Genomic DNA, 25,865 nt, shown 5'->3' on the forward strand with positions numbered 1-25,865 from the left:
TCGCCGTTGCCTGATGGTGGTTCTGGTGAGCAGTTCGAGTTTCGTGACAGCGCGCGAGCCTGTGGAATTTGATGCCAAAGTACTGAAGGACCGCGGAATCGATCCGGCACTGGCGCAATATTTTCGTGATTCGCCGCGCTTTACCCAAGGCTCGCGTTTAGTCGCGCTGGAGGTCAACGGTCAGCCCAAGGGGCGCGTGCGCATGACCTTCAGTGCTCATGGCGAGTTGTGTCTGGAGCCGCAGTGGTTGAAGGCTGCCGGCATACGGCCCTTGTCTCCGGTGGCCAAGTCGCAACCGGATGAATGCGTGACCGTCACAGAAGGTTTTCCCGACGCCATTGTGCAGCTGTATCCAGGCAGGGAGCAGGTCGAGTTGTTGGTGCCCACCAGAACCCTTGCGTTGCCGGAGCGTACCGCGCATGACTTTGACGATGGCGGTGTCGCTGGCGTGTTCAACTACGACTTGCTGGTGGCGGGCAGCGAGCTCGGAGGGCAGCGCAGCACTTATCGAAACCTTGGCTCCGAAGTCGGCTTGAATGCCGGAAACTGGATATTGCGCAGCCGGCAGTCTTACACGGCGTTACCCGGCAGTACGCGATTCGAACATCTTTACGCCTATGGCATGCGCACGTTGGAGGCCTACGAGGCCAGTGTGCAAGTCGGTCAGTTGAATCTGGCCTCAGCGCTCTTTGCCGGTGAATCCTTCACTGGTGTGCAGATCCTTCCCGAGACGGCATTCGCGCAGTTGCGTGCCGCGCAGAACGGTGCTCGTGGTCACGTCGAAGGGGTGGCTTACTCGCCGTCCCGGATCGAGGTCCGGCAGAACGGTGTGGTGATCTACACCACGATGGTGCCGGGCGGCCCCTTTACGTTGCGCGCGTTGCCACTGTTGAGCAATCAGCTCGATCTTGAAGTGAGCGTCCATGAGCAAGATGGGCAGATACGGCGATACCAGGTTCCGTCCGTCAACCTGCGCGAGGGAATGGTTGAGGGGACGGGGGGATTCAATTTTGCGCTCGGTAGCGTACGGCGACTGGGAACGGACGACCGACATGCGCCGTCCTTTGCCACATTCAGCAAGGACTGGGACTGGAACCGAGTCAGTCGCATCACCGGCGGCTTGTTGGCGGGAACGGACTATCTGTCGGCGGGTTGGGGGTTGCAAAGGCAGTGGGGCGATCTCAACCTGGGCGTGCGACAAGTGTTTTCTGACGCGGGCGTCGAGGGCGTGTCCGGCAATCAGGTGCAGATGACGCTTAACGCGTCAATATCGCCAACACTGTCGACCAGCCTGATCGCGGTGCATCAGAGCGGGGGTTTTCGCACGCTATCGGATACCGGCTGGAATCAGGAGCGCGGCGAGCCCGGGTCACGCAGTCGCAATCACTTACAGGGTTCACTCAATCTCTCGACCGAACACTGGGGCGCCTTTGGTGCGACGTGGTCGCGTTACCTGAGCGAGGGCGCACCGCCACAATCGCGGACGGGTTTGTCCTGGTCGCGGACATTGCCACAGCGAATCAGCCTTTCCGTCAGTCTGGAACGGGATGTGGGGGGGCAATCGCGAGAGAGTCGGGGCACTTCCGCCTATCTGACCCTGGGGGTTCCGCTTGGCGGTCAGGCGAGGCTGCGGAGTTACCTGCGCACTGATGAACAATCCGGAACGCGCAAGGGCCTGGCGGTCAGCGATGTGCTCAGCGAAAACCTGGCTTACACCGTCAGGGCGGAATATCCGGACGCGGCGCCCGCCAACTACGCTGCGCGCATCAACGCCCTGCCGTACTACACAAGCCTTGATCTGGGGGTCGGCCAGCGCTCCGGTGCGACGGACTATGACGTGGGACTACGTGGAGGCGCAGCGTTTCATCGCGACGGTGTGACATTGTCGCCCTATCCGCTAAGAGACACGATTGGCGTGCTGAAGGCCGGTGATCGGGCCGGCGTCAAACTGAACACGCCTCAGGGCCCGGTCTGGACCGACGGCACAGGCCACGCGATAGCCGCGACGCTCCCTGCCTATTCGACGGCCAGGCTGGAAGTCGATCCTTTGAGTCTGCCGCGTAATGTCGAGGTGCTCGACGGGTTGCAAGAGGTGACGATGGGGCGCGGCTCGGTGAAGCACCTGGATTTCTCTATCGTGACTGTCAGGCGTTTGTTGTTGAGGGCCATGACAGTTGATCGGCAGTGGCTGACTCAGGGGCTGACAGTCGAGGACGAGCAGGGCCGTTATCTGACAACCGTGCTGGAGTCCGGAACCATTTTTCTGCCGGATGTGAAGTCCGATCAGACCTTGCTGGTGCAACTGCCCGACACCACACGGTGCATTTTGCAGTTCGCCCTTTCCGATGCCCCCGAAGACAGCGCACAGATTGAGCGCGTCGATGCGATGTGCACCCCTGTCGAGCTGTCCTGAGCGAGTGTCTGACATGAATGTATTGGTTACTGTGGTCTTGCTTGTTTGCCTGTTCTCACCTTTTGCGCTGGCGAGCGACCAATGCCGATTGGGGCTGTCCCCGGTGGGGGTGGATTTTGGATCACTCACTCGGGCCGAGCTGTTCGAGCGTTCGGGCTCGTTCGGTGAGGGCGGCAGTTTCGGTGGGCGCACGCTCCATTTGCGAATTCAATGCGCCGTTCCTCGTGCCATGACGTGGGGGTTCGTTGCGACGATGGCGGATGCCCAGCGTTACCGCTGGTCTGCGGGTACGTTTCAGATCCGCATCATTGCGGCGCGGCTGGACGGAATGGCAGTGCGACTGCGGCGGGCCGGCGATGACGCCGTCGAGGCTGATCTGTTGCGCCCGGGTGAGCGCCTGGTGACATGGCGTTCAGGCGCAGTTGTCCAGGGCGGACATCTGGAGGTCGAGTTGCGGATCGAGGCCCATGTGGATGAAACCATGAGCCGGGTTCGCGACTTGACCCGTCATGAGGCACAGGGGACATTTCTGCTCGACTGAAGACGATCCGCCTGCACGTTTCAGCCTGAGTTGAGGGTGTTCGCTTCGGCCAGCAGCTGGATTGCCGTCGCGCCGACCTTGCGCACCGCTTCTTCGATCTGCGGCGTCGGTTTGGCTGCGTAGTTCATGCGCAGGCAATTGCGGTACTTGCCCGAGGCGGAAAAGATGCTGCCGACGGCAATCTGTACGCCTTGATCATGCAGCTCACGATTGAGTTTCAAGGTGTCAAAACCTTCCGGCAATTCCACCCACAACATGAAACTGCCTTGCGGACGGCTGGCGCGGGTGCCGGCCGGGAAATAGCGGGTTACCCAGTCGATCATTAGGTCGCGATTACGCTGGTATTGCGTGCGCATCCGCCGCAAATGCGGTTCGAAATGGCCGGATTTGAGGAATTCTGCAATGGCGATCTGCGGTTGCGGCGCGGTGGAACCGGTGCTGATGTATTTCATGTGCAGCACCCGTTCCAGATAGCGGCCCGGCGCAACCCAGCCGATGCGCAGCCCCGGCGCCAGGGTCTTGGAAAACGAACTGCACAGCAACACCCGGCCATCCTCATCGAAGGATTTGATCGTGCGCGGACGGGGGTAGGTGTAGGCCAGTTCGCCATACACATCGTCTTCGATGATCGCCACGTCGAAGCGCTGCGCGAGGTTGAGCAGCGCGCGTTTGCGCGACTCCGGCATGATGTAGCCGAGCGGATTGTTGCAGTTGGGCGTGAGTTGAATGACCTTGATCGGCCATTGCTCCAGCGCCAGTTCCAGCGCTTCGAGGCTGATGCCGGTGAGCGGGTCGGTGGGGATTTCCAGAGCCTTCATGCCCAGCCCTTTGAGGGTCTGCATGGCGCCGTGAAAACTCGGCGAATCCACCGCGACGATGTCGCCCGGCTCACAAATCGCGTGGATGCTGGTGGACAGCGCTTCGTGGCAGCCGGTGGTGACGACGAGGTCGCTGGCGCTCAACTGGCAGCCGGAGTCGAGCATCAATCGGGCGATCTGTTCGCGCAGTTCGAGGGTGCCGTGGATATTGTCGTAATACAGACCGGGCATGTCCTGCCGACGACTGATTCGCGCCAGGCCACGCAGCAGCGGTTTCATGGTCGGTGAGGTGACGTCGGGCATGCCACGACCGAGTTGCACCACATCCTTGCGCGGCACCGCGCGAATCAGTTCCAGCACCTGATCCCACTGCGAAATCTCCACCGGCCGCTGCGCCGGACGGCCGACGGCGGGCAACTCCGGCAACTCGCGGCCGACCGGCACGAAATAGCCTGATTTGGGTTTCGGCGTGGCCAGGCCACTGTCCTCAAGCATGCGGTAAGCCTGCTGCACCGTGCTGAGACTGACGCCATGTTCTACGCTCAAGGCGCGCACCGACGGCAACCGGTCACCCGGACGATAGAAGCCTTGTTCGATGCGGGTGCCGAGCAGCTCGGCGAGGTTCACATAAAGCGTCATGGCACTGCCTCGATGCAGGTGATTCGAAAAACCAGTACAGATGCGGCGTAAATCGACAATTCAGTGGCAGAAACAGCAAATCTGTATGGAAATAATACAGATGTGTTGAATCTGTAATGCTTTTGCCGACCCGCGCATCATGGAATCTCTGGCTACCCAAGTAAACAGGAGCGACAAAAATGAACGGCTTGAGCGATGTGCGGCTGACGTTACACAGTCAGGAACTGGAGGCAGGGCAGGAGGACAGTGCGTGGAACACGGCCATGCGCAACGCGCCGTCCGGCCTCAGTCGCTGGGGTCTGTTCTGGCATCGTCTGCACACGCGCAAGGCGTTGCTCGGTTTGACGCCCGAGCAGCTCAAGGATGTCGGGCTGACGCGGGAGCAGGCGCTGGAGGAGGGCTTGAAGCCGTTCTGGCGGATCTGAGATCTGTATTGTTCTTTCGGGCATCGCGAGCAGGCTCACTCCTACAGGGGGAACGCATTTCAACTGTAGGAGTGAGCCTGCTCGCGATAGGGCCTTCACATCCACCGCAAAAACATCAGACCAGTTCTTTAAGGCGATGCCACAACATCCCCAGCGCCAGCAACGGCGAGCGCAAATGCTTGCCCCCTGGAAAGGTGATATGCGGCACCTTGGCAAACAGATCAAAGCCGCCGCTGTGCTGCCCGCTGATCGCCTCGGCGAGCAACTTGCCCGCCAGGTGCGTGGCGTTCACCCCATGCCCTGAATACGCCTGGGCGTAATACACGTTCGGCTGATCCGCGAGCCGACCGATCTGCGGCAAACGGTTGGCGCCGATGCCGATCATGCCGCCCCACTGATAATCAATGTTTACTCCGGCCAGTTGCGGGAAAACTTCGAGCATCTTCGGCTGCATGTACGCGGCGATGTCCTTCGGGTCGCGCCCCGAGTAATGACAGGCACCGCCGAACAGCAACCGGCGATCCGCCGAGAGCCGGTAGTAATCCAGCGCCACACGCTGGTCGCAGACCGCCATGTTTTGCGGCAACAGGCGATGCGCCTGCTCTTCGGACAACGGCTCGGTGGCGATGATGTAGCTGCCGGCGGGCAGGACTTTTCCGCTGAGTTGCGGGTTGAGGCCATTGAGATAGGCGTTGCATCCCAACACCAGCGTCTTCGCCCGCACCGAGCCTTGCGCCGTGTGCACTTTCACTTCAGGGCCGTAATCAATGCGGGTCACCGCCGATTGCTCGTACAGCTGCACGCCCAGTTGCTGCGCCGCTGCGGCTTCGCCCAATGCCAGATTCAGCGGATGCAGATGCCCGGACCCCATATCGACCAGGCCGCCAACGTAGCGTTTGGAACCGACCACTGTGTGCATTTCATTGGCTTGCAGCAGACGGGTTTCGTAGCGATAACCAAGGCTGCGCAGCTCTTCGGCGTCCTCGGCAAAACCCTCGAGGTCGGACGGCTTGTTGGCGAGGTCGCAATAGCCCCAGGTCAGGTCGCAGGGGATCTGAAAGCGCTCGACGCGCTGGCGGACGATTTCCACGGCTTCCAGCCCCATCAGTTTCATCTGCCGCACGCCGTCAGTGCCGATCACGTTGGCGAACTGGTCGAGACCATGACCGACGCCGCGAATCAGTTGCCCGCCATTGCGACCGCTGGCGCCCCAGCCGATCCTGTGTGCTTCCAGCAGCACCACGCTGAGGCCACGTTCGGCCAGTTCCAGCGCGGTGTTCAGCCCGGAAAAACCGCCGCCGACCACGCACACGTCGGCAATCACTTCACCTTGCAGCCGCGGATGGTCCGGTTGCGGCAGGCTGCTGGCGGCGTAGTAAGAGGCAACGTGGGGTTGGCTCGCGGTGGTTCGGGCGCGGGCGGTCATGGGCGTCATCCTGAGCGGGGTGTCGAGAAAATTTGACGGAGCATAAGCCGCACCCGCGAAGGTGGGCAACATTGGTCGGTCTACGGTGTCTGGATTGCGGCTTTTGCGGCACAATTGCCGCCTATTCCACGTTGGTCACCGTTTCGATGAGCTGCAACAGCGAGAAAATCCGCACCCTGCGTCAGCAGATTCCCTCGTTCGAGTGTGTGCCCGGCTGCCACGATTGTTGTGGGCCAGTGACAACTTCGCCGGAAGAAATGGCGCGCCTGCCGCGCAAGACCCGCGCCGAGCAGGATGCGGCGATGGAAGAGCTGAACTGTGTGCACCTGGGGCCGAATGGCTGCACGGTGTATGGCGAGCGGCCGTTGATTTGCAGGTTGTTCGGAACGACGAAGACGTTGCCTTGCCCGAATGGGCGGGGGCCGGTGGAGCTGATTCATCCACGCGCGGAAAAGCAGATCTTCGAGTACATGGCGGCGAATCGGCAGGTGCTGGTTTAGTGGGTTCACTCTGGACCGAGTCGAGGCCATCGCTGGCAAGCCAGCTCCCACAGTGATTGTTGTCGGACACAGAATTTGCGTTGGACACTGAACCTGTGGGAGCTGGCTTGCCAGCGATAGGGCCGGGTCAGGCCCGGCAAAAATCAGTCCGGGATCGGCAGGCTCAGGCTCTCCTTCACCTCTTCCATCACGATATAGCTCTTCGACTCGCGCACATGCGGCAGCTTCAACAAAATGTCGCCCAACAGCTTGCGGTACGAGGCCATCTCGGAAATCCGCGCCTTCACCAGATAGTCGAAATCCCCTGACACCAAGTGGCACTCCAGCACATGCGGCAACTTCAGCACCGCGCGTCGGAACTCTTCGAAAGTGTCGCCGGATTTGTAGTCGAGGCTGATCTCGACGAACACCAGCAAGCTACCCTTCAAATGCTGCGGATTCAGCCGGGCGTTGTAGCCCATGATGATCCCCTCACGCTCCAGACGCCGCACCCGCTCGGTGCACGGCGTGGTGGAGAGGCCGACCTTTTCCCCGAGCTCGGTGAAGGAAATCCGCCCGTCCGCCTGCAGGATCCGCAAAATGTTGCGGTCGATCTTGTCCAGCTCACGTTTGGTCTGAGTGTTGGTACGCATAGGGGATGCGCCTCCGTGAAAAGGGTTTTTGCCGAGAATTGTCGCCAAATATAGGCGCTTATATAGTGAAAAGCACTGGCATTTATTTTTTACACTGCGCGCATCATTGCTCTAACAACAGACGTACGCGGCCCCTGCCGCGATGAGGGATACAAAATGCGCGTAATGGTCTTGGGTAGCGGCGTCATCGGTACCGCCAGTGCTTACTATCTGGCCCGTGCCGGGTTTGAAGTGGTGGTGGTCGACCGGCAGCCAGCCGCCGCCATGGAGACCAGTTTCGCCAACGCCGGCCAGGTCTCGCCGGGCTATGCCTCGCCGTGGGCCGCGCCGGGCGTACCGCTCAAGGCGATCAAGTGGCTGCTGCAACGTCACGCGCCTCTCGCGATCAAGGCCACCGCCGACATCGATCAATACCTGTGGATGGCGCAGATGCTGCGCAACTGCACCGCCAACCGTTACGCGGTGAACAAAGAGCGCATGGTGCGTCTGTCCGAGTACAGCCGTGACTGCCTCGACGAATTGCGCGCCGAAACCGGCATCGCCTACGAAGGCCGCAGCCTCGGCACCACGCAACTGTTCCGCACCCAGGCGCAACTTGATGGCGCCGCCAAAGACATCGCCGTGCTGAAAGAGTCCGGTGTACCGTTTGAAGTGCTCGACCGCGCGGGTATTGCCCGCGTCGAGCCGGCACTTGCAAATGTCACCGACATCCTCGCCGGTGCTTTGCGCCTGCCGAACGATCAGACTGGCGACTGCCAGATCTTCACCACCCGTCTCGCTGAAATGGCGGTGAAACTGGGTGTGGAATTCCGCTTCGGCCAGGACATCCAGAAACTCGACTTCGCCGGTGACCGCATCAACGGCGTGTGGATCGACGGCAAGCTGGAAACCGCCGACCGTTACGTGCTGGCCCTCGGCAGCTACTCGCCGCAACTGCTCAAGCCGCTAGGCATCAAGGCCCCGGTGTATCCGCTCAAGGGTTACTCGCTGACCGTGCCGATCACCAATCCGGCGATGGCCCCGACCTCGACCATTCTCGATGAGACCTACAAGGTCGCGATCACCCGCTTCGACAACCGCATTCGCGTCGGCGGCATGGCCGAGATCGCCGGTTTTGACCTGTCGCTCAACCCGCGTCGCCGCGAAACTCTGGAGATGATCGTCAACGACCTTTATCCTCAGGGCGGCAATCTGGCCGAGGCGAGCTTCTGGACCGGCCTGCGTCCGACCACTCCGGACGGCACGCCGATCGTTGGCGCCACCCCGTTCAAGAACCTGTTCCTCAACACCGGTCACGGCACTCTCGGCTGGACCATGGCGTGCGGTTCCGGTCGCTTGCTGGCTGACCTGATGGCGAAGAAAAAGCCGCAGATCAGCGCCGAAGGCCTCGATATTTCCCGTTACGGCAACAAGACCCAGGAGTCCGCAAAACATGGCAATCCAGCGCCAGCTCACCAATGAGCGCATGAGTCAGATCGTCAGCCACAACGGCACCGTGTATCTGGCCGGGCAGGTCGGCGACGATTTCGACGCCGGGATTGAACAGCAGACTCGCGACGTACTGGCCAATATCGAGCGCCTGCTCGATCTCGCGGGCACCGATAAACAGCACCTGTTGTCGGCGACGATCTACCTGAACGACATCGAAGCGCACTTTGCCGGGATGAACTCAGTGTGGGATCAGTGGCTGCCCAAAGGCGCCGCCCCGGCCCGTGCCACCGTCGAAGCGAAGATGGCCAAGCCGAGCATCCTGGTCGAGATTTCCATCGTCGCCGCGCTGCCGTAAACCGCTGTAAAGATCCCTCTCCCGGTGCTGTTGGCGGTTCACGCCGTCAGCCAGCGCCGGTTTTTATTCCCATGACCGCCTAGAAGTCTGCCGCCATGCGTCCTGCCCGTGCCCTGATCGACCTAGAAGCCCTGCGCCACAACTACCGAATTGCCCGCGAAGTCACCGGCGCCAAGGCGCTCGCCGTGATCAAGGCTGATGCCTATGGCCATGGCGCGGTGCGTTGCGCCCAGGCGCTGGAGGCCGAGGCCGATGGTTTCGCCGTCGCCTGCATCGAAGAAGCGCTGGAGCTGCGCGCTGCCGGCATCAAGGCCCCGGTGTTGTTGCTCGAAGGCATCTTCGAGGCCGATGAACTGGCGCTGATCGTCGAGCATGATTTCTGGACCGTGGTGCACTCGCTGTGGCAACTCGAAGCGATCGAGCAGACTGCGCTGAGCAAACCCATCACTGTGTGGCTGAAACTCGATTCGGGCATGCACCGCGTCGGTTTGCATCCAAAGGATTACCCGGCGGCGTATCAACGCCTGCTGGCCAGCGGCAAGGTGGCGAAGATCGTATTGATGAGCCACTTCGCCCGTGCCGATGAATTGCACGCGCAAAGCAGCACCGAGCAAGTTGCGGTGTTTGAGGCGGCTCGCCAGGGTCTGGCTGCAGAAGTCAGCTTGCGCAACTCGCCTGCCGTGCTCGGTTGGCCGCAGATCCACAGCGACTGGGTTCGCCCGGGCATCATGCTCTACGGCGCCACGCCGTTCGAAGAAGCCAACGCCGTGGCTGATCGCCTGCAACCGGTGATGACTCTCGAATCGAAAGTCATCTGCGTGCGTGAATTGCCGGCCGGCGAACCAATCGGCTACGGCGCCAGATTCATCACCGACAAGCCAATGCGCATCGGCGTGGTGGCCATGGGTTACGCCGATGGCTACCCGCGTCAGGCGCCGACTGGCACACCAGTGCTGGTGGCCGGCAAACGCAGCCGCATCCTTGGCCGCGTGTCGATGGACATGCTCTGCATCGACCTTACCGATGTGCCGGAAGCGGACCTCGGTTCGACCGTCGAGCTGTGGGGCAAAAACATCCTCGCCAGCGAAGTCGCGCAGTGGGCCGACACCATTCCCTACCAGATCTTCTGCAACCTGCGTCGAGTGCCAAGGCTCTATTCCGAGGCTTGAGGCTGCGACGGGTCCCGAGTGTTGTAAATACTGAACGCTGTCGCCATGATAACGCTCAATATTTCTACAACACTCTGGAGGCTCCAGCCTTGGACGTCGGTGAACGACTGCAATCGATCCGCAAGCTCAAAGGGCTTTCCCAGCGTGAACTCGCCAAACGCGCGGGCGTCACCAACAGCACCATTTCGATGATCGAAAAGAACAGCGTCAGCCCTTCGATCAGTTCGCTGAGAAAAGTTCTGGGCGGCATTCCCATGTCCATGGTCGAGTTCTTTTCCGAAGAAATCCTGCAGGAAGTCCCGACCCAGATCGTCTACAAGGCCAACGAGCTGATCGACATTTCCGACGGCGCCGTGACCATGAAGCTGGTCGGCCGCGCACACCCGAGCCGGGCTATCGCGTTTCTCAACGAAATCTACCCGCCGGGCGCCGATACCGGCGAAGAAATGCTCACCCATGAGGGCGAGGAAACCGGGATTCTGGTCGAAGGTCGTCTGGAACTGGTGGTGGGGCTGGAAACTTTTATTCTCGAAGCCGGCGACAGCTACTACTTTGAAAGTACCAAGCCGCATCGTTTCCGTAATCCGTTCGACGCGCCTGCGCGACTAATCAGCGCAGCCACGCCGGCGAATTTTTAAAGATAGAGGCGCCAAGCCATGACGGCGAAGGCATCCAACGAGTTTTTCCACCGTGCGGTATAACCCCTTCGACTATGGGGTTGTTTCAGTGTGGCGGGCTACCCGCTATACTTCCGCCCGCCTGCGAACCGTGGCCGCAGGCGTGAATAGCCACCATTGAGGGTGAACGCGTGAACCTAATTATGAAAATGCTGGCCGCACCAGCAACCGTACTGGCCCTCTGGGCTGTCAGCGCTCAAGCTGCGACGAATGACGACATTGCCAAACGCCTCGAGCCGGTTGGCCAGGTGTGTGTTCAAGGGCAGGAATGCAAGGGGATGGAAGTGGCTGCAACTGCCGGCGGCGGTGGCGGTGCGAAAACCCCGGACGAAGTGATTGCCAAACATTGCAACGCTTGCCACGGCACGGGCCTGCTGGGCGCACCAAAAATCGGTGACACGGCAGCCTGGAAAGACCGCGCCGATCACCAAGGCGGTCTCGACGGCATCCTGGCCAAAGCCATCACCGGCATCAACGCCATGCCGCCGAAAGGCACCTGCGCCGATTGCTCGGATGACGAGCTCAAGGGCGCAATCCAGAAGATGTCCGGCCTGAAGTAAGGCGCGCTTCTGATGAAAAAAACCGTCTTCGGACGGTTTTTTTGTGTCTGCCATCTCACTGCATGTTTTTCGCGATATAGGCGCCGGAAGAATTAAGCACAGCTTTGTACACAGCATAAGCATCAGTATCTACCGGGGCTATTGGTTCGGAACGCCCTTCCGATATCTGTCTCAGATCACATCCCGGGATCGACATAATGAGAGGTGAGTGAGTAGCAATGATGAACTGTGCGCCTTTGCGCGATAGCTCCATTACGCGGTTGATAAATACCAATTGCCTCAATGGAGATAGCGACGCTTCCGGTTCGTCAAGAACATACAGCCCCTGAGCTTTGAACCGGTGTTGAAACAGTGCCTCCATTGCTTCGCCATGAGACATGCAATGCAGATCCACACCGCCATAATAGGTCTTTATTTCGGGATCAAAGCTTGTCTCTTGATCAAGCTTGCGAATCGCAGTGTTCAAGTTATAAAAGGTTTCGGCTCTGTAGAAAAATACATCCTTCTCCCTTCGATAACCTTTTGATAGCCTCAGAGTTTCGTGTAACTCCGAGTGAGTATTCTCGGTCGAAAAGTTGAAGTTCTTCCCGCCACCTTCTGGATTGCATCCTAAATTGATGGCAAGTGCTTCAAGCAGCGTGGATTTTCCAGAACCGTTTTCACCGATAAATACGGTAATTCTGTTACTGAATTGAAGCGGAAAAAGGCCGCGTAGAAAATGAGCCGCTACCCTGTCTGGTTTCAGGCGTATCTGCTGGATGAATAAATCATTCATATTGGTGCCCCCTGAATACTCTACCTACGGATACCTTTACTCCAATCATCGTGATGCCAAGTCTTATCGAACTCGTGCTAGCCATGGTAAAAATCCCGACGTAGCCAAGATAGGCAATAAGACGCTCGCCGAATAACTCCGGCGTCGCAGTGGCGCTAAAAATGATGACCGATACTGTCCCGGCCGAGATAGCCATTTCCGGCCAGAAGCACTGAATGGCGTTGGCTTTTTGATATTTGTAGCGTGCTAGTATTGTGTTCCTTAAACATTCATTACTACTGCTGATAAGTGCCTGATAACTTTGCTCATCAGTTGTGGGTGAACTGAAAGTGCTGATGAGCGACTCCTTGTACAGGTCTTCATTGATCATTTCTGCTTTATACAGACTCTGGATTTGTGGTTTGACAAATTTTAACTGCACACAGGTCAACACAATGATAAATGTCAGGGGGATGAAAAAATAAGCGTTTTCACGAAGTAAGATATAGGCTGTGGCAAATGTCAGAATACAAGATCCTGCCAGATGAATTGAGTCATGAAGGACTGAAGCAATTTTCTCGGCATCTTCTTTGATCATCGTCACGCGACAGCTTAATGGACAAGGTCTTTCATCATGCACAATGAAATTGATGAGTGAAAAGCGAGATTTCGCTTCCATGAGCGCCGCGATGGAGCTGCCCAGAGTTTGCGTCGCGAGTTTTGATAAAAAAACAGCGGTGAGAATGAAATACAGATTAGTGCTTACAGCACCACTGCTGAGAGCAGTAAGTCCCTCTGCCACGATCGAAGGTATTAGCAACTGACATGCAGCTGCTAAAGTCAGGCACATTGTTGAAAACAAAAATAATGCCACGTTTTTCTGCAAGCACATAAGCATAATTCAACGCCCCCCGTACTGTAGTTTATAGCTCAGAATTCGGTTGCGGCGATAAGAGGCCTCTCTGCTTGAGTAGTAAATGGATATAAGCGACATAGTTGGGCTGAGCACGCGTTCGAGGTAGATGGCGGAGGCAAAGATAGCGCCTGTTGTCAAAGCGCGTTCACTTATTAAATGAGCAGATATCAAGAATAAAAAAACTATCGCTATCAAGTAACAGATTCCTGAAATTGATTCGAAAAATGATGCTTTCAGATTTGAGCGAAAAGCGAGGCGCTCAATGTTTTTGATGTCCAGCTTGACTCTATCGTTGTATGGTTTTGCATCGCATACATGCGCACAGATTGCCCCGATTGCAACGGTGTTTTTTTGTACGTATTCTTCAAAAAGGGTTTCGCTCTTTTTCCGGGTTATAAAATATGCAGCTGAGGCATATAGCAGACCGCCAAGGGGGGGTAGCGCCAGAAGTGGATGATACTGAGCTGTTATAATCAGTGCGAAGATTATGATGCTGAAGTTGAGTGAAGTGTCAAAGAATACCGAGTGGTAAAGATACATCGAGCCGTCAACATCACCGTCTATGAGTTCGATCTGTTCACCCTGGTTTCTCGTGTGTGTGGATGCCTTGCTTCGCAGGTGCGTTAGGATTTTCCTTTTCAGAGTATATCTTGTCTTGGCAGCAGTCCTTTGTAGATACATGTTAGCTGCTAGCTTCAAGGGAGGCGTCGCGATGATAAGAAGCGAAGCGCCTGCGAGTGCATATAAATATAGGCGATCTTGGGATAGATACAAATTAATTGAATTACCGATTAGGTAGGGCGATGCGCTTGTTAGAACTGAGACGCCCAGGCCAAAGCAGCAAAGTATGAAGTTGCTTTTCATGGTTTGATAAATTCCATTTGGTGCGGAAGAAATGGAAACTCGTAGTTACGGTCAATCAAACCAATGGAACCGAGTAGTGAACCCACGCGCCCGATCCATAATCCTAATGGATCGGCAGTTTTTGTTCTCAAGACTCTTGAGTCTTGTTCGCTTAAATTGATGATATTCGACCATAGAAAAACTTGTGGATCGAGCAACGATTCGGGTGAGATCTTTTTCATGATATTCAGAATCCCGTAAGCACCATGACATAAAGAGTCATTGACGGGTCTCTTTCTCTTTTCGAGATTCGAATATGAGAATGCAGCTTTGGGTGGGTGCCTTTCCAAGAAATCTAGCGCGGGCTGGACTCCATTGTTTGCGAAATAGCTGATAGCCAAATAATTTCCAGGTAAACCGTGGCTCCACGCAAACTCGCCGGCGCTTGATTCCGAGCGTTTTCTGTAGTCACGCCAATTTTCAATTGACTCATCATATTCGTTAAGCTCCCAAGACAGAAATCCTAGGAATAATTCGTGGATTGAATCTTTTTTTGCGATCACGTTATTAAAATAAAATAATGAGTATGCGCATCCCATTATTCCGTGAGATAGACCACTCAATAAAGCGTCGCTTCTCGTTGTAATTGCATTGTCGAATGTGGTTAGTCTTCTTCCAGATATAAAAGTGAGTTCGGTCTCTATTTTTTCGTATAAGGAGCTAGCTAAATCGGAAAACGATAAATCTTTGGTAAGGTCGAATAGCAGTGTGAGTACATTTAGAGTGCCGAACATGCCTGATAGAAAGTCAGAACCCCAAAAATATTTTTGCCACCACGGGTCTGTCAGTACGTCTTCAACATATTTTTTATACAGTTGTAGCAGTTGGTTTTGCCTTTCATCCTCAAAATAATTTAAGGCTATCAGGAGCGGAATCATTGCAGACGATAGACCGAAGTGAAAGCCCCCTAGGTGCGTACCCTTATGTGTCAGTTTTTTAACTACTCTACTGTGGCAATGATTGAGTAGTTCGGTTACCAGGGTTTTATCTATGGCGCTACTATGACTGGCCGCCACTACGCAGCCATAAAGAATACCGGACAACCCGTAATAGAAATCATCTCCTAGCTCCGAGAATTCCATATAGCCACCAGGTGATGAGTGAAAACCTAGCCAGAGTCCGTTACTCGAAATTTCGGTACGTAACATTTCATTGATCAAGCATGCGTTGATTTTCGATGACGCTCTGATTTTGTTAATAATTTCGTCAATATTCGAATAGCGGGCGTCTTTCACGTCGTCGTGTTGTTTGAAGGAGTGGTCCGTGAGTTTATTTCCGTGCTCATACATATTTTTCATTGCTAAGAGGGTATTTGAAGTTAGTTTTTCTTCAAATGCAATTCTGTTTTTGTCCAAGGTTTTTATGTATTGGATGCTGTTATCTATTCCGTTTATATAATCATTGCTATCGAGGTGCCCTGAACCGCTGTAACTGGGTTCGTAGAACTCAAGAATACCGGCTTGTCCTCGAGCAAAAGGTATGTCCAGATCCAAGCAGGCTGAGACCTCCGCGTCAAGAAAACCTATCGCGGGGGCTGTGTCGTTATTAAGGATGTTTTCCAGAAAGGCCGTTCGTTTGTCAGTGCAGCGCATTAAGGTTGCATGCAGGGAACATTGAATTGCGTAGTGATATGTCGCGGTCGGTCTGGGAATGTACCTGTTTTGTCGACCTCTAAAAGATTTAATCTTTTCAAAAATTAGTGTTTGTTCATTGGTCAATATAAGAAATAGTGCATTTAGGCCCTCAATAATTTCTTTTTCGTAATCCCACGGCTGTGCGGGTTTCCCATTAAGATACAAAACGTTCTGATTTGGATAGATTTTAACTCCGTCCATTCCAAACTGGCTGTGACCTGTTTCGTCTTCTAAGTGCTGATACAGGTTTAGGCTGACATATTGCTCTGATAATCCACCCAACGCGCTCAAGTCTACACCGATGCCATCGGTGCCTTTCCAAGTCCAATTCGGAAGAATACTTGTTTGTGTCACATTCCATCGGACTTCTCTCGGGATTGTCTCAATGTTTAATGTGCTATAAAAAATTGTCTCCAGATCAATTGGTATAGGGCTTGCTCCATGTGCAATCAGATTGTCAGATGTAATGTCAGCAGCCATAAAAGCAGTGCAATAACCTAATAAAAACCCTGCCCTTTTAAAGTATTGCCGTACATCTTCTTCAGTTTCTGCCTGCTTTTGAGGTGTATGCTCTGACCATCCATGTTCTTTTTTCACCAAGTAAACTGGTATTTTCCATCCGCAAAAAACAGTGTCGGCGGCTCTGCTCAAAGACAGTAGAAGACCGGATGCCTCCGCTTCAAGTTTAAGATTTCTTGGTTTATAAACTAGTTTTATGGAGTTAAAGGAAAGCGTGCAGACGGTCCTCGATCCATAATGCGTTTCGCCAGCCGAGACATCAATTGCGGAAAGATTGACGTCAGCTCCAATATTGAATACTTCGTTAATCTCCTGCCTGTCATCTATCAAGTCAGTAATAAGCTGTAACGTAAATTCGACAAAATTTTGTGATATTTTGGTGAGGACTCGATCTAGCTCCGGATAGGCTTTAATAATCTCGGTGAGATAGTTTTTATTTTCGCTAACTAACTTGAAGTAAAGGGAAGTTTCCATCTCTTGGCCGATGATGGATTTTTCAAATATTTGTTTTTCAGTGATTAGAACATTATTAGCTGCGTTGGTAATTCTCGCTGCTAGGTTGGTTGCGAAGCCACTGATAATAACTGACTGAGTTTTCAGGGTGTTTCCGGATGCTTTTGGAAGTTTCTTTTCGATATGATAAATATAGTAAGACAGGTATGGCCATACCGGGCAGTCAGTGGTAAGGCTTCGGTTGGAGTTCAAGGGTTCAGTTAAAAACTCAATCGGCGTTTTCAATGTAAAATTCCTAAAGAAAGTAAGAGGGGCGGCACGTATTGACCGCCCCTGACTCATAACTACATGTAAGTCGCGTAGCAGCATCCCTGCCAACATTGTGAACAGCAACTAGTGCATGGGCGCGAGCCACTGCTGGCTGCACTCAAGTTGCTGAATGCTTGAATTGCCAACGTTGAAATAGGTGCGCTTGAATTTAAAATGCGTGCCCGTGTACTACGGATTGCTAAGAAGTCGATTTCCATAACTTTTCCTCATAAATTTATGTTTAGCCTAAAGGCATTGGTTGCTAATGAAGTGTTACGTTTTAATGCTAGCTGTGACTCAAATAACTTCAATTCAGAAGTGTCTTGAAGTTCTGCATGATTAAATTCGAACCAATGTAGGAAATAAGCTGCAGGTTTGTACGATGATTCTCTTGGTGTTTTTAATTCATTGTTATTGTTGAAAGTTTTCTGGATGTGCTTGCACCAAACACCACTCTCGCCTATTTCATTTTTTTCGCAGTAATTGCCTTCCCTCTGAAGTAAATCCCCGGCAAGCTCGGTCTACCTCTATTCACGGAACGGGCGGGAGGCTTCAGATGGTGCAGTTGTGTTCGATCGACCAGGCAGTGGACGACGTGCTCGCACGGTTGCCGGTGCATATCCACATGGGCTTGCCGCTGGGGCTGGGCAAGCCCAATCATTTCGTCAACGCGCTGTACCGGCGCATCAAGGACCTGCCCGAACGGCAACTGACGATCTACACCGCGCTCTGCCTGGGGCGGCCGAGCCTGGGCGACGGTCTGCAGAAGCGCTTCATCGAGCCCTTCGTCGAGCGTGTCTTCGGTGATTACCCCGAATTCGATTTCCTCGCCGATCTGCAACGCGACAGCCTGCCCGCCAATATCCGCATCGAGCAGTTCTTCATGCAGCCGGGCAGCCTGCTCAACAGCGCGCCGGCCCAGCAGGATTACGTCAGCAGCAACTACAGCCACGCCGCCCGCGACATCAATGCCGCCGGGCTGAATCTGGTGGCGCAGTTGCTCGCCAGCAGTAGCGAACATCCTGATCGTCTAAGCCTGAGTTGCAACCCGGACATCACCCTCGACCTGTTGCCGATGATCGCCAAACGCCGTGAGGCTGGGGAGACGATTCTGCTGGTCGGGCAGGTGCACACCGATCTGCCGTACATGCCTGGCGATGCCGAGGTCGACATCGACACTTTCGACCTGCTGATCGACGCGAAGGACAGCAGCACGCTGTTTTCCACACCGAACATGCCGGTCGGTTTTCAGGATCATTTCATCGGTCTGCACGCCAGTACGCTGGTGCGCGACGGCGGTACGTTGCAGATCGGCATCGGCTCGATGGGCGATGCGCTGACTGCAGCATTGCTCGCGCGTCAGGCCGATAATGGCGGTTATCAAGCGTTGCTCAACGACATAAACCTCAGCCAGTGGGCGCAGTTGATCGAGCGCGAGGGTGGCACCGGACCGTTCGCCAAAGGCCTGTACGGTTGCAGCGAAATGTTCGTCAACGGCCTGCTGGTGCTGGCGGACGCCGGGATCATCCGGCGCAAGGTCTACCCCGACGTGCAGACGCAGGAACAGGCCAATGCCGGCACTCTCGATGAAGCGGCGCAAATCGATGGCATCTCGGTGCACGGCGGTTTCTTCCTCGGCCCGCGCAGTTTTTACGAGCGCCTGCGCGAGCTGCCGCAGAGCAAGCGCCTCGAATTCAACATGACCCGCATCAGCTACATCAACGAGCTGTACGGTCAGGAGGAACTCAAGCGCCTGCAAAGGCTTGATGCGCGGTTCATCAACACCGTGTTCACCATGACTCTGCTAGGCGCGGGCGTGGCCGATCAACTGGAAGACGGGCGGGTGCTCAGCGGCGTTGGCGGGCAGTACAACTTCGTCGCCCAGGGCCACGCGCTGCACGATGCGCGCTCGATTCTGATTCTGCGCAGCTGGCGTGAGTCCGGTGGCGATGTCAGTTCCAACATCGTCTGGGAATATGGCCATTGCACGATTCCACGGCATCTGCGCGATATCGTGGTCACCGAATACGGCATTGCTGATTTGCGCGGCAAGACCGACGCGGCGGTCATTGAGGCGTTGCTCAATATCAGCGACTCACGCTTCCAGCCGGGGCTGATCGAGCAGGCGCAGAAGGTTGGTAAATTGCCGAAGGGTTTCCGCATCGATCCGCGATTTGCCGAGAACACGCCGCAACGTTTGCAGGCAATTGCAGAGAAGCATCCGCATCTGTTTCCGGAGTATCCGCTGGGCTGTGATTTCACAGTGATAGAGAGGGATTTGCTGCGGGCGCTGAACTGGCTGAAGAGCAAGTTCAAGCTGACCGAGATTCTGGAGCTGGGCAAAGCAGCGCTGGATGCACCGGAGGCTTCGTTGTATCCAGAGCATCTGGAGCGGATGCAGCTCACGAACCCGGAAGGCCTGAAGGAAGACCTTTTCCAGCGCCTGCTCCTTACCGGCCTGAAGGCCACCGCGCAATAACTGCCTGGCCCAAAACAACTGTAGGAGTGAGCCTGCTCGCGATGGCGGTGTATCAGCTGACGAAAATATCAGCTGATACACCGCCATCGCGAGCAGGCTCACTCCTACAGGGGGGCTGCGGTGAGGCTGGATTATTCGATGAAGGTAACGACGCCATCCTTCAGCGATTTCACGCGAGCCAGCGATTCAACGCGATAACCCTGCGAGTCCAGCTCGGCACGGCCGCCCTGGAACGACTTCTCGATGACGATGCCCAGACCGGCCACGGTCGCGCCAGCCTGTTTGATGATCGAGATCAGCGCTTGCGACGCCTTACCGTTGGCCAGGAAGTCGTCGATGATCAGCACGCGGTCGCTGCTGGTCAGGTGACGCGGGGAGATGGCGACGGTGCTTTCGGTCTGCTTGGTGAAAGAGTAAACAGTCGCCGACAGCAGGTTTTCGGTCAGGGTCAGGGACTGGTGCTTGCGGGCGAAGATCACCGGCACGCCGAGGTTCAGACCGGTCATGATCGCCGGGGCAATGCCCGAAGCTTCGATGGTGACGATTTTGGTGATGCCCGAATCCTTGAACAGCGTGGCGAATTCGTCGCCGATCAGCTTCATCAGGGCCGGGTCGATCTGGTGGTTCAGGAAGGCGTCGACCTTCAGGACCTGGTCGGAAAGCACAATGCCTTGTTCGCGGATTTTCTGCTGCAATGCTTCCATGAAGCTGTCCTCATTTGGCGCTTTGAGCGCCGAAGGTCTAGTAAAAAGTGGTCAATTCTAGCGCTTTAACATCGCGCGTATATCGGCCAATGCGTTGTTGCCGCGCACGGCTTTGACTTCGGTCGGTGTGTCGTCGTTGCCTTCCCACGCCAGATCGTCCGGCGGCAGCTCATCGAGGAAGCGGCTGGGCGCGCAATCGATGATCTCGCCGTACTGTTTGCGCTTGGCAGCGAAGGTGAAGGCCAGGGTCTGACGGGCGCGGGTGATGCCCACGTAGGCCAGGCGGCGTTCTTCTTCGATGGTGTCGGCTTCGATGCTGGAACGGTGCGGGAGGATTTCCTCTTCCATGCCCATGATGAACACGTAGGGGAATTCCAGACCCTTGGACGCATGCAGCGTCATCATCTGCACGCCTTCGGCGCCGTCCTCTTCTTCCTGCTGACGCTCGAGCATGTCGCGCAGGACCAGTTTGCCAATGGCGTCTTCGACGGTCATCTCGCCTTCTTCGTCCTTCTCGAGCGTGTTTTTCAACGCCTCGATCAGGAACCAGACGTTGCTCATCCGGTAGTCGGCAGCCTTGTCGCTGGAGCTGTTGGTGCGCAGCCAGTTCTCGTAGTCGATGTCCATGACCATGCTGCGCAGCGCCGAGATCGGGTCTTCGCCGGCGCACTGCTCGCGGACCTTGTCCATGAAGCGCTTGAAGCGCGCCAGACGATCGGTGAAGCGGCTGTCGAGGTGTTCGCCAAGGCCGATTTCGTCGGTGGCGGCGTACATCGAGATCTTGCGTTCGGTGGCGTAGTTGCCGAGTTTTTCCAGGGTGGTCGAGCCGATTTCACGGCGCGGCACGTTGATCACCCGCAGGAAGGCGTTGTCGTCGTCCGGGTTCACGATCAGGCGGAAGTAGGCCATCAGGTCCTTCACTTCCTGACGGCCGAAGAAACTGTTGCCACCGCTCAGACGGTACGGCACCTGGTGGTGCTGTAGCTTCAGCTCGATCAGCTTGGCCTGGTAGTTGCCGCGATAAAGGATCGCGAAATCGCTGTATGGGCGGTCCGTGCGCAAGTGCAGGCTGAGAATTTCCATGGCCACGCGCTCGGCTTCGGCGTCTTCGTTGCGGCAGCGGATCACGCGGATCTCGTCACCGTGGCCCATCTCACTCCACAGCTGCTTTTCGAATTCGTGCGGGTTGTTCGAGATCAGCACGTTGGCGCAGCGCAGGATGCGGCTGGTGGAGCGGTAGTTCTGCTCCAGCATCACCACTTTCAGCGACGGATAGTCGTCCTTGAGCAACATCAGGTTTTCCGGCCGTGCGCCGCGCCAGGCGTAGATCGACTGGTCGTCGTCGCCCACCACGGTGAACTGGTTGCGCTTGCCGATCAGCATTTTCACCAGCAGGTACTGGCTGGCGTTGGTGTCCTGGTATTCGTCGACCAGCAGGTAGCGCACCTTGTTCTGCCACTTTTCGAGAATGTCGGCGTGCTCTTCGAAGAGCTTTACCGGCAGCAGGATCAGGTCGTCGAAGTCCACCGCGTTGAACGCCTTGAGCGTGCGCTGGTAGTGGGTGTAGACGATCGCGGCAGTCTGTTCTTTCGGATTGCGCGCGTTCTCCAGCGCTTGCGGCGGCAGGATCAGGTCGTTTTTCCAGGCGCCGATCATGTTCTTGATCTCGTCGACGCCGTCGTCGCCTGCGTATTCCTTCTGCATGATGTCGGTCATCAGGGCTTTGACGTCGGTCTCGTCGAAGATCGAGAAACCGGGTTTGTAGCCCAGCCGCGCGTGTTCCTTGCGGATGATGTTCAGGCCCAGGTTGTGGAAGGTGCAAACCGTCAGGCCGCGACCTTCGCCGGCACGCAGCAGGGTGCCGACCCGCTCCTTCATCTCGCGCGCGGCCTTGTTGGTAAAGGTCATGGCGACGATGTACTGGGCGCGGATGCCGCAGTTCTGGATCAGGTGCGCGATCTTGCGCGTGATCACGCTGGTCTTGCCGGAGCCAGCACCGGCGAGCACCAATAGAGGGCCGCCGACGTAGTTCACGGCTTCTTGCTGCCGGGGATTGAGTCGGGACATACGAAAATTCGGGAGTCGTTGACGAAATGGGCCGGCATTTTAACAGGCTCAGAGAATTGTGCTGCTCTGTCCGACTTGTGACGCACCACGCGATTCAAATTTGCCGGTTTTGTTACTTTCGCGGAGGATGCGCGGAGATTTTGCGACTAATGTTCTCATTCGTGACACAAAATAACGTTTTGATAACCGTTGTCATTTGGTCATTGAACTGCGCAACGGCATAATGCCCCGCCCACACCATTGCAGAGTCTAGGGAGCTAGCTTGTCTACGCCTGTCGAACCCTTGCGTTTGCTGCTACTGGCCGAAGAGCCAGCGTGGACAGCGTTATTGCGTGAGTGTCTGGCTCCGATGGGGAGCGCGGCGGTGCTGATCAGCGCGCCGAGCTGGGAGTCGGTCAGCAGTTTGTTCGAAGACAACCGCCATGCGGTGCTGTTGACCCTTCCGGCGTTGCAGCCGGCGCCCGGTCGTTGCAGCCTGCCGACGGTATTGCTGCTGGAACACGAACCCGAGACCGCGCCCGTTGGCGTCAGTGACTGGCTGGTGTTCGACGCGCTCGATGCCGGCATGCTGCGGCGTTGCCTGCGCCATGTGCGCGAACGCGGCGTTCTCGAAAACACCCTGCAACGTCTTGCCGAACAGGACCCGCTGACCGGTATCGCCAACCGTCAGGGCTTCCAGACCTTGCTCACCGCGCGCCTTGCCGAAGGCGATGGTCGTGGCCTGGCGCTCGGGCATCTCGACCTCGATAATTTCCGTCACGCCAACGACGCCCTCGGCCATCAGGCCGGCGACCGCTTGATTCTGCAAGTCGTCTCGCGGCTGAAAAGCCAGCTGGAGGCCGGCGATCAACTGGCGCGCCTCGGCAGCGATGAGTTTGCCCTGCTGATCGACACCCGCCGCGCACCGCAACGCGCCGAGTGGATGGCCGAACGCATCACCGAAGCCTTGGCCGAACCTTATTGGGTCGACGGCGAAAGCCTGTTGATCGGTTCGAGCCTTGGTATTGCCCATGCCCGCGCACAGGGTGGCGCCGACCCGCTGATGTGGCACGCGCACATCGCCATGCAGCAAGCGAAAAGCACCCAGGGCTGCACCTTCCATATCTTCAACGAACGCATCAATCGCAACGCACGGAGCATGGCCGACCTCGAAAGCGAGCTGCGCCGGGCCTTGCGTCGCGATGAGCTGGAGCTGCATTACCAGCCACGGCTGAATCTCGAAGACGGCCAGATCGTCGGCCTCGAAGCCTTGGTGCGCTGGCGTCACAGTGAGCGTGGCTTGCTGCCGCCAAGCGAATTCGTGCCGCTGGCAGAGCAGAGTGGCTTGATTGTGCCGCTGGGCTACTGGGTGATTTCCCGTGCGCTGCGCGACATGCAGGCCCTGCGCGAGCACGGTTTACCGGCGCTGCACATGGCGATCAACCTGTCCTTCCGTCAGTTTCAGGACAGCCAATTGCTGCCGACCCTCAGCCGTCTGATTGCCGAGCGCGGTGTCGAGGCGCAGTGGCTGGAATTCGAGCTGACCGAGACAGCGGTGATGCGCCGCAGCGATCTGGTCAAACAGACCATGGACGCCCTCGGCCGTCTTGGCGTGCGCTTTTCGCTGGATGACTTCGGCACCGGATTCTCATCGTTCGTGCACCTCAACAGCCTGCCGATCACTCTGCTGAAGATCGACAAGAGCTTCGTCGGCGGCATGGAACAGCGCGAAGAAAACCGCAAACTGGTGCACGCGATGATCAATCTTGCGCACAACCTGCATCTGGAGGTGGTGGCGGAGGGGGTGGAAACGCCGGAGCAGCTCGAATTGCTGCGCGGGTTTGGCTGCGATCAGGTGCAAGGCTATCTGATCAGCAAGCCGCTGCCGTTGGCGGAGCTAGTGGCGTACCTGACCTTCGGATCGAGTCAGCACCCAGCACTGGAAGTCGTGAGCTAACTCCATAACTCAATTTGGAACAACATTGTGGCGAGGGGATTTATCCCCGATCGGCTGCGAAGCAGTCGCAAAACCTTAGCACTGGGAACATCTTATAAACCCCAGCTGCCGGTTTTGGGGCGGCTTCGCCACCCATCGGGGATAAATCCCCTCGCCACAAAGGCTCACTCCTACAAGGGATCTCAGTCAGGCTGCGCGACCGTGTAGTGACTTGAGGATGCAGGTTCACGCCGAATCATCCGCTTCATCTTCCACTCAAACGCCAGCGTCAAACTCACCGCCGCGCACGCCAACCCCAACGCTAATCCCCACCACACCCCCGTCGGCCCCCAGTTCAGGTGGAACGCCATCCACCACGCCGCCGGCGCACCGATCAGCCAATAGCAACCGAGCCCGACCAAGAACGTGGTCTTGGCATCCTTGAGCCCACGGATGCAGCCCATGGCAATCGTCTGCGTGCCGTCGAACAACTCGAACCACGCCGCCACCGCCAGCAGGCTCACCGCCAGGCGAATCACTTCGGCAAACGCCGGATCATTGTGATCAAGGAACAACCCGACCAATTGATTCGGCAACAGCCAGAACACCATGGCAAAACCCAGCATGACCACCGCGCCGAAGGCGATCCCGACCCGGCCGGACATCCGCGCAACGTTCAATTGTCCGGCACCGTAATGCTGGCCGATGCGCATGGTGATCGCGTACGACATGCCCGCTGGCACCATGAACGCCACCGAAACGATCTGCAGGGCAATCTGGTGCGCACCCATTTGCGTACTGCCCATGGTGCCCATGCACAGCGCCGCGAAGGCGAACAAACCGACTTCCACCGCGTAGGTGCCACCAATCGGCAGGCCGAGGCGCCACAACTCTTTCAAGTATTGGGGATTTGGCCGCGACAGGCCGGTACGCAATGGATAAGCGTCGTAGGCCGGATGCCGACGGATATGCCAGGCCAGCGCGAGCGCCATGCAGTTGGCGACAATCGCCGTGACCAGACCGATGCCCATCAGGCCCAGTTTCGGCAGGCCGAACATACCGGTGATCAATGCGTAATTGAGCAGGAAATTGGCCACCGTGCCGCCAAGGCTGATGACCATCACCGGGGTCGCCCGGCCAATCGCACTGGTGAAGCCACGCAGGGCCATGAAGCTCAGATAGCCCGGCAGGGCGAAGGGCAGGGCGATCAGGAATTGTCCGGCTGCGGTAACGTTAGTTTCGGTCTGGCCGAACAGCAGCAACAGCGGTTTCAGATTCCACAGCAGCAACCCGGCACCCAGCGCCATCAGCCACGCCAGCCACAATCCGGCCTGAGTCAGGCGTGCCGCGCCAATGATGTCGCCGGCGCCCTGACGGATCGCCACCAACGTGCCGACCGCCGCAATCACGCCGATACAGAAAATCGACACGAACGAATAGCTCGCCGCGCCCAGCCCGCCGCCGGCCAGGGCTTCGGGGCTGATGCGCGCCATCATCAGGGTGTCGGTCAGCACCATCAACATGTGCGCCAACTGTGAAGCGATCAACGGCCCCGATAGCCGCAGGATGGCCCAGAGTTCGGTACGCACAGGATGCTGCATGGTCATCACCACTCATCAATAGAGG

Annotated in this window: 21 protein-coding genes; 11 read left to right on the forward strand and 10 right to left on the reverse strand. The window is 56.7% G+C overall.

Translation table 11 applies throughout. The features are described from left to right. The first annotated feature begins 25 nt into the window (after positions 1–25). Together AC3WMT_RS04560 and AC3WMT_RS04565 are read left to right on the forward strand one after the other, a co-directional pair. Complete coding sequence (locus AC3WMT_RS04560; RefSeq protein WP_256583460.1) at positions 26–2,413, forward strand: fimbria/pilus outer membrane usher protein; 2,388 nt, start codon at positions 26–28, stop codon at positions 2,411–2,413. 13 nt (positions 2,414–2,426) lie between these two features. Beyond that, entirely contained in the window at positions 2,427–2,954 is a 528-nt protein-coding gene (locus AC3WMT_RS04565; protein ID WP_103302585.1) for a hypothetical protein, read from the forward strand. Positions 2,955–2,974: 20 nt separating this feature from the next. On the opposite strand, the gene AC3WMT_RS04570 is transcribed toward AC3WMT_RS04565, so the two are convergent. Further along, positions 2,975–4,411, reverse strand: a complete 1,437-nt coding sequence (locus tag AC3WMT_RS04570) for an aminotransferase-like domain-containing protein (protein WP_103302584.1) — start codon at positions 4,409–4,411, stop codon at positions 2,975–2,977. Between the two features lie 179 nt (positions 4,412–4,590). On the opposite strand from AC3WMT_RS04570, the gene AC3WMT_RS04575 reads away from it, so the two are divergent. Beyond that, positions 4,591–4,836, forward strand: coding sequence for a DUF1127 domain-containing protein (locus tag AC3WMT_RS04575; RefSeq protein ID WP_103302583.1), 246 nt, complete (start codon positions 4,591–4,593; stop codon positions 4,834–4,836). Positions 4,837–4,951: 115 nt separating this feature from the next. Here the strand turns inward: AC3WMT_RS04575 and AC3WMT_RS04580 are convergent, their stop codons facing one another. Beyond that, positions 4,952–6,262, reverse strand: coding sequence for an NAD(P)/FAD-dependent oxidoreductase (locus AC3WMT_RS04580; RefSeq protein ID WP_103302582.1), 1,311 nt, complete (start codon positions 6,260–6,262; stop codon positions 4,952–4,954). Between the two features lie 146 nt (positions 6,263–6,408). Between AC3WMT_RS04580 and AC3WMT_RS04585 the strand changes: the two genes are divergently transcribed. Further along, positions 6,409–6,762 carry a YkgJ family cysteine cluster protein gene (locus AC3WMT_RS04585; protein ID WP_103302949.1) on the forward strand — a complete coding sequence of 118 codons (354 nt, stop codon included), beginning with the start codon at positions 6,409–6,411 and terminating at the stop codon, positions 6,760–6,762. A 143-nt stretch (positions 6,763–6,905) separates the two neighbouring features. Here AC3WMT_RS04585 and AC3WMT_RS04590 read toward each other — a convergent pair whose 3' ends face one another. Then, entirely contained in the window at positions 6,906–7,394 is a 489-nt protein-coding gene (locus AC3WMT_RS04590; RefSeq protein ID WP_003177284.1) for an Lrp/AsnC ligand binding domain-containing protein, read from the reverse strand. A 156-nt stretch (positions 7,395–7,550) separates the two neighbouring features. Here AC3WMT_RS04590 and dadA point away from each other — a divergent pair, with 156 nt between their 5' ends. The 5 genes from dadA (at position 7,551) to AC3WMT_RS04615 (ending at position 11,586) form a co-directional block, all read left to right on the forward strand. Further along, the gene (gene dadA, locus AC3WMT_RS04595) at positions 7,551–8,855 is read left to right on the forward strand and encodes a D-amino acid dehydrogenase (protein ID WP_103302581.1); all 1,305 of its coding nucleotides are present in this window, start codon (positions 7,551–7,553) and stop codon (positions 8,853–8,855) included. Beyond that, on the forward strand, positions 8,827–9,180 hold the full coding sequence (locus AC3WMT_RS04600; RefSeq protein ID WP_038359209.1) for a RidA family protein: 354 nt from the start codon (positions 8,827–8,829) through the stop codon (positions 9,178–9,180). The genes dadA and AC3WMT_RS04600 overlap by 29 nt, the downstream gene beginning before the upstream one ends. Positions 9,181–9,275: 95 nt before the next feature. Next, the gene (gene alr / locus AC3WMT_RS04605; protein WP_103302580.1) at positions 9,276–10,349 is read left to right on the forward strand and encodes an alanine racemase; all 1,074 of its coding nucleotides are present in this window, start codon (positions 9,276–9,278) and stop codon (positions 10,347–10,349) included. An 89-nt stretch (positions 10,350–10,438) separates the two neighbouring features. Continuing rightward, positions 10,439–10,987: a cupin domain-containing protein gene (locus tag AC3WMT_RS04610; protein ID WP_007920393.1), complete on the forward strand. Its 549-nt coding sequence runs from the start codon at positions 10,439–10,441 to the stop codon at positions 10,985–10,987. Between the two features lie 182 nt (positions 10,988–11,169). Further along, positions 11,170–11,586, forward strand: coding sequence for a c-type cytochrome (locus AC3WMT_RS04615; RefSeq protein ID WP_047596762.1), 417 nt, complete (start codon positions 11,170–11,172; stop codon positions 11,584–11,586). A 55-nt stretch (positions 11,587–11,641) separates the two neighbouring features. Here AC3WMT_RS04615 and AC3WMT_RS04620 read toward each other — a convergent pair whose 3' ends face one another. From AC3WMT_RS04620 to lanM, 4 genes are read right to left on the reverse strand one after another with little or no spacing between them, the layout of a single operon-like run. Further along, positions 11,642–12,361, reverse strand: a complete 720-nt coding sequence (locus AC3WMT_RS04620; RefSeq protein ID WP_103302579.1) for an AAA family ATPase — start codon at positions 12,359–12,361, stop codon at positions 11,642–11,644. Further along, positions 12,354–13,232 carry an ABC transporter ATP-binding protein gene (locus AC3WMT_RS04625; RefSeq protein ID WP_103302578.1) on the reverse strand — a complete coding sequence of 293 codons (879 nt, stop codon included), beginning with the start codon at positions 13,230–13,232 and terminating at the stop codon, positions 12,354–12,356. Before AC3WMT_RS04625 ends, AC3WMT_RS04620 begins: the two co-directional genes overlap by 8 nt. A gap of 9 nt (positions 13,233–13,241) precedes the next feature. Further along, complete coding sequence (locus AC3WMT_RS04630) at positions 13,242–14,120, reverse strand: ABC transporter transmembrane domain-containing protein (protein WP_103302577.1); 879 nt, start codon at positions 14,118–14,120, stop codon at positions 13,242–13,244. Next, on the reverse strand, positions 14,117–17,050 hold the full coding sequence (gene lanM / locus AC3WMT_RS04635; RefSeq protein WP_158249163.1) for a type 2 lanthipeptide synthetase LanM: 2,934 nt from the start codon (positions 17,048–17,050) through the stop codon (positions 14,117–14,119). Before lanM ends, AC3WMT_RS04630 begins: the two co-directional genes overlap by 4 nt. Positions 17,051–17,630: 580 nt before the next feature. On the opposite strand from lanM, the gene AC3WMT_RS04640 reads away from it, so the two are divergent. Then, positions 17,631–19,553: an acetyl-CoA hydrolase/transferase C-terminal domain-containing protein gene (locus AC3WMT_RS04640; RefSeq protein WP_103302575.1), complete on the forward strand. Its 1,923-nt coding sequence runs from the start codon at positions 17,631–17,633 to the stop codon at positions 19,551–19,553. Positions 19,554–19,684: 131 nt separating this feature from the next. Here AC3WMT_RS04640 and AC3WMT_RS04645 read toward each other — a convergent pair whose 3' ends face one another. Both AC3WMT_RS04645 and rep read right to left on the reverse strand, forming a co-directional pair. Continuing rightward, positions 19,685–20,257, reverse strand: coding sequence for a xanthine phosphoribosyltransferase (locus AC3WMT_RS04645; protein WP_047596759.1), 573 nt, complete (start codon positions 20,255–20,257; stop codon positions 19,685–19,687). Between the two features lie 57 nt (positions 20,258–20,314). Further along, positions 20,315–22,324: a DNA helicase Rep gene (gene rep, locus AC3WMT_RS04650; protein WP_103302574.1), complete on the reverse strand. Its 2,010-nt coding sequence runs from the start codon at positions 22,322–22,324 to the stop codon at positions 20,315–20,317. Between the two features lie 262 nt (positions 22,325–22,586). Between rep and AC3WMT_RS04655 the strand changes: the two genes are divergently transcribed. Next, positions 22,587–24,260, forward strand: coding sequence for a putative bifunctional diguanylate cyclase/phosphodiesterase (locus AC3WMT_RS04655; protein WP_103302573.1), 1,674 nt, complete (start codon positions 22,587–22,589; stop codon positions 24,258–24,260). A gap of 182 nt (positions 24,261–24,442) precedes the next feature. On the opposite strand, the gene AC3WMT_RS04660 is transcribed toward AC3WMT_RS04655, so the two are convergent. Next, positions 24,443–25,840, reverse strand: a complete 1,398-nt coding sequence (locus tag AC3WMT_RS04660; protein ID WP_103302948.1) for a NorM family multidrug efflux MATE transporter — start codon at positions 25,838–25,840, stop codon at positions 24,443–24,445. Positions 25,841–25,865: the final 25 nt, after the last annotated feature.

This window comes from Pseudomonas sp. FW305-7 (genome assembly GCF_058786735.1).

Excerpts from the sequence above, each read along its gene's own strand:
- AC3WMT_RS04585 (WP_103302949.1), top strand. The coding sequence starts at position 6,409 with ATGAGCTGCAACAGCGAGAAAATCCGCACCCTGCGTCAGCAGATTCCC.
- AC3WMT_RS04660 (WP_103302948.1), bottom strand. The coding sequence starts at position 25,840 with ATGCAGCATCCTGTGCGTACCGAACTCTGGGCCATCCTGCGGCTATCG.
- AC3WMT_RS04625 (WP_103302578.1), bottom strand. The coding sequence starts at position 13,232 with ATGTGCTTGCAGAAAAACGTGGCATTATTTTTGTTTTCAACAATGTGC.
- AC3WMT_RS04630 (WP_103302577.1), bottom strand. The coding sequence starts at position 14,120 with ATGAAAAGCAACTTCATACTTTGCTGCTTTGGCCTGGGCGTCTCAGTT.
- dadA (WP_103302581.1), top strand. The coding sequence starts at position 7,551 with ATGCGCGTAATGGTCTTGGGTAGCGGCGTCATCGGTACCGCCAGTGCT.
- alr (WP_103302580.1), top strand. The coding sequence starts at position 9,276 with ATGCGTCCTGCCCGTGCCCTGATCGACCTAGAAGCCCTGCGCCACAAC.
- AC3WMT_RS04600 (WP_038359209.1), top strand. The coding sequence starts at position 8,827 with ATGGCAATCCAGCGCCAGCTCACCAATGAGCGCATGAGTCAGATCGTC.
- AC3WMT_RS04575 (WP_103302583.1), top strand. The coding sequence starts at position 4,591 with ATGAACGGCTTGAGCGATGTGCGGCTGACGTTACACAGTCAGGAACTG.
- AC3WMT_RS04645 (WP_047596759.1), bottom strand. The coding sequence starts at position 20,257 with ATGGAAGCATTGCAGCAGAAAATCCGCGAACAAGGCATTGTGCTTTCC.
- AC3WMT_RS04620 (WP_103302579.1), bottom strand. The coding sequence starts at position 12,361 with ATGAATGATTTATTCATCCAGCAGATACGCCTGAAACCAGACAGGGTA.
- AC3WMT_RS04615 (WP_047596762.1), top strand. The coding sequence starts at position 11,170 with ATGAAAATGCTGGCCGCACCAGCAACCGTACTGGCCCTCTGGGCTGTC.
- AC3WMT_RS04580 (WP_103302582.1), bottom strand. The coding sequence starts at position 6,262 with ATGACCGCCCGCGCCCGAACCACCGCGAGCCAACCCCACGTTGCCTCT.
- AC3WMT_RS04565 (WP_103302585.1), top strand. The coding sequence starts at position 2,427 with ATGAATGTATTGGTTACTGTGGTCTTGCTTGTTTGCCTGTTCTCACCT.
- AC3WMT_RS04590 (WP_003177284.1), bottom strand. The coding sequence starts at position 7,394 with ATGCGTACCAACACTCAGACCAAACGTGAGCTGGACAAGATCGACCGC.
- AC3WMT_RS04570 (WP_103302584.1), bottom strand. The coding sequence starts at position 4,411 with ATGACGCTTTATGTGAACCTCGCCGAGCTGCTCGGCACCCGCATCGAA.
- AC3WMT_RS04640 (WP_103302575.1), top strand. The coding sequence starts at position 17,631 with ATGGTGCAGTTGTGTTCGATCGACCAGGCAGTGGACGACGTGCTCGCA.
- rep (WP_103302574.1), bottom strand. The coding sequence starts at position 22,324 with ATGTCCCGACTCAATCCCCGGCAGCAAGAAGCCGTGAACTACGTCGGC.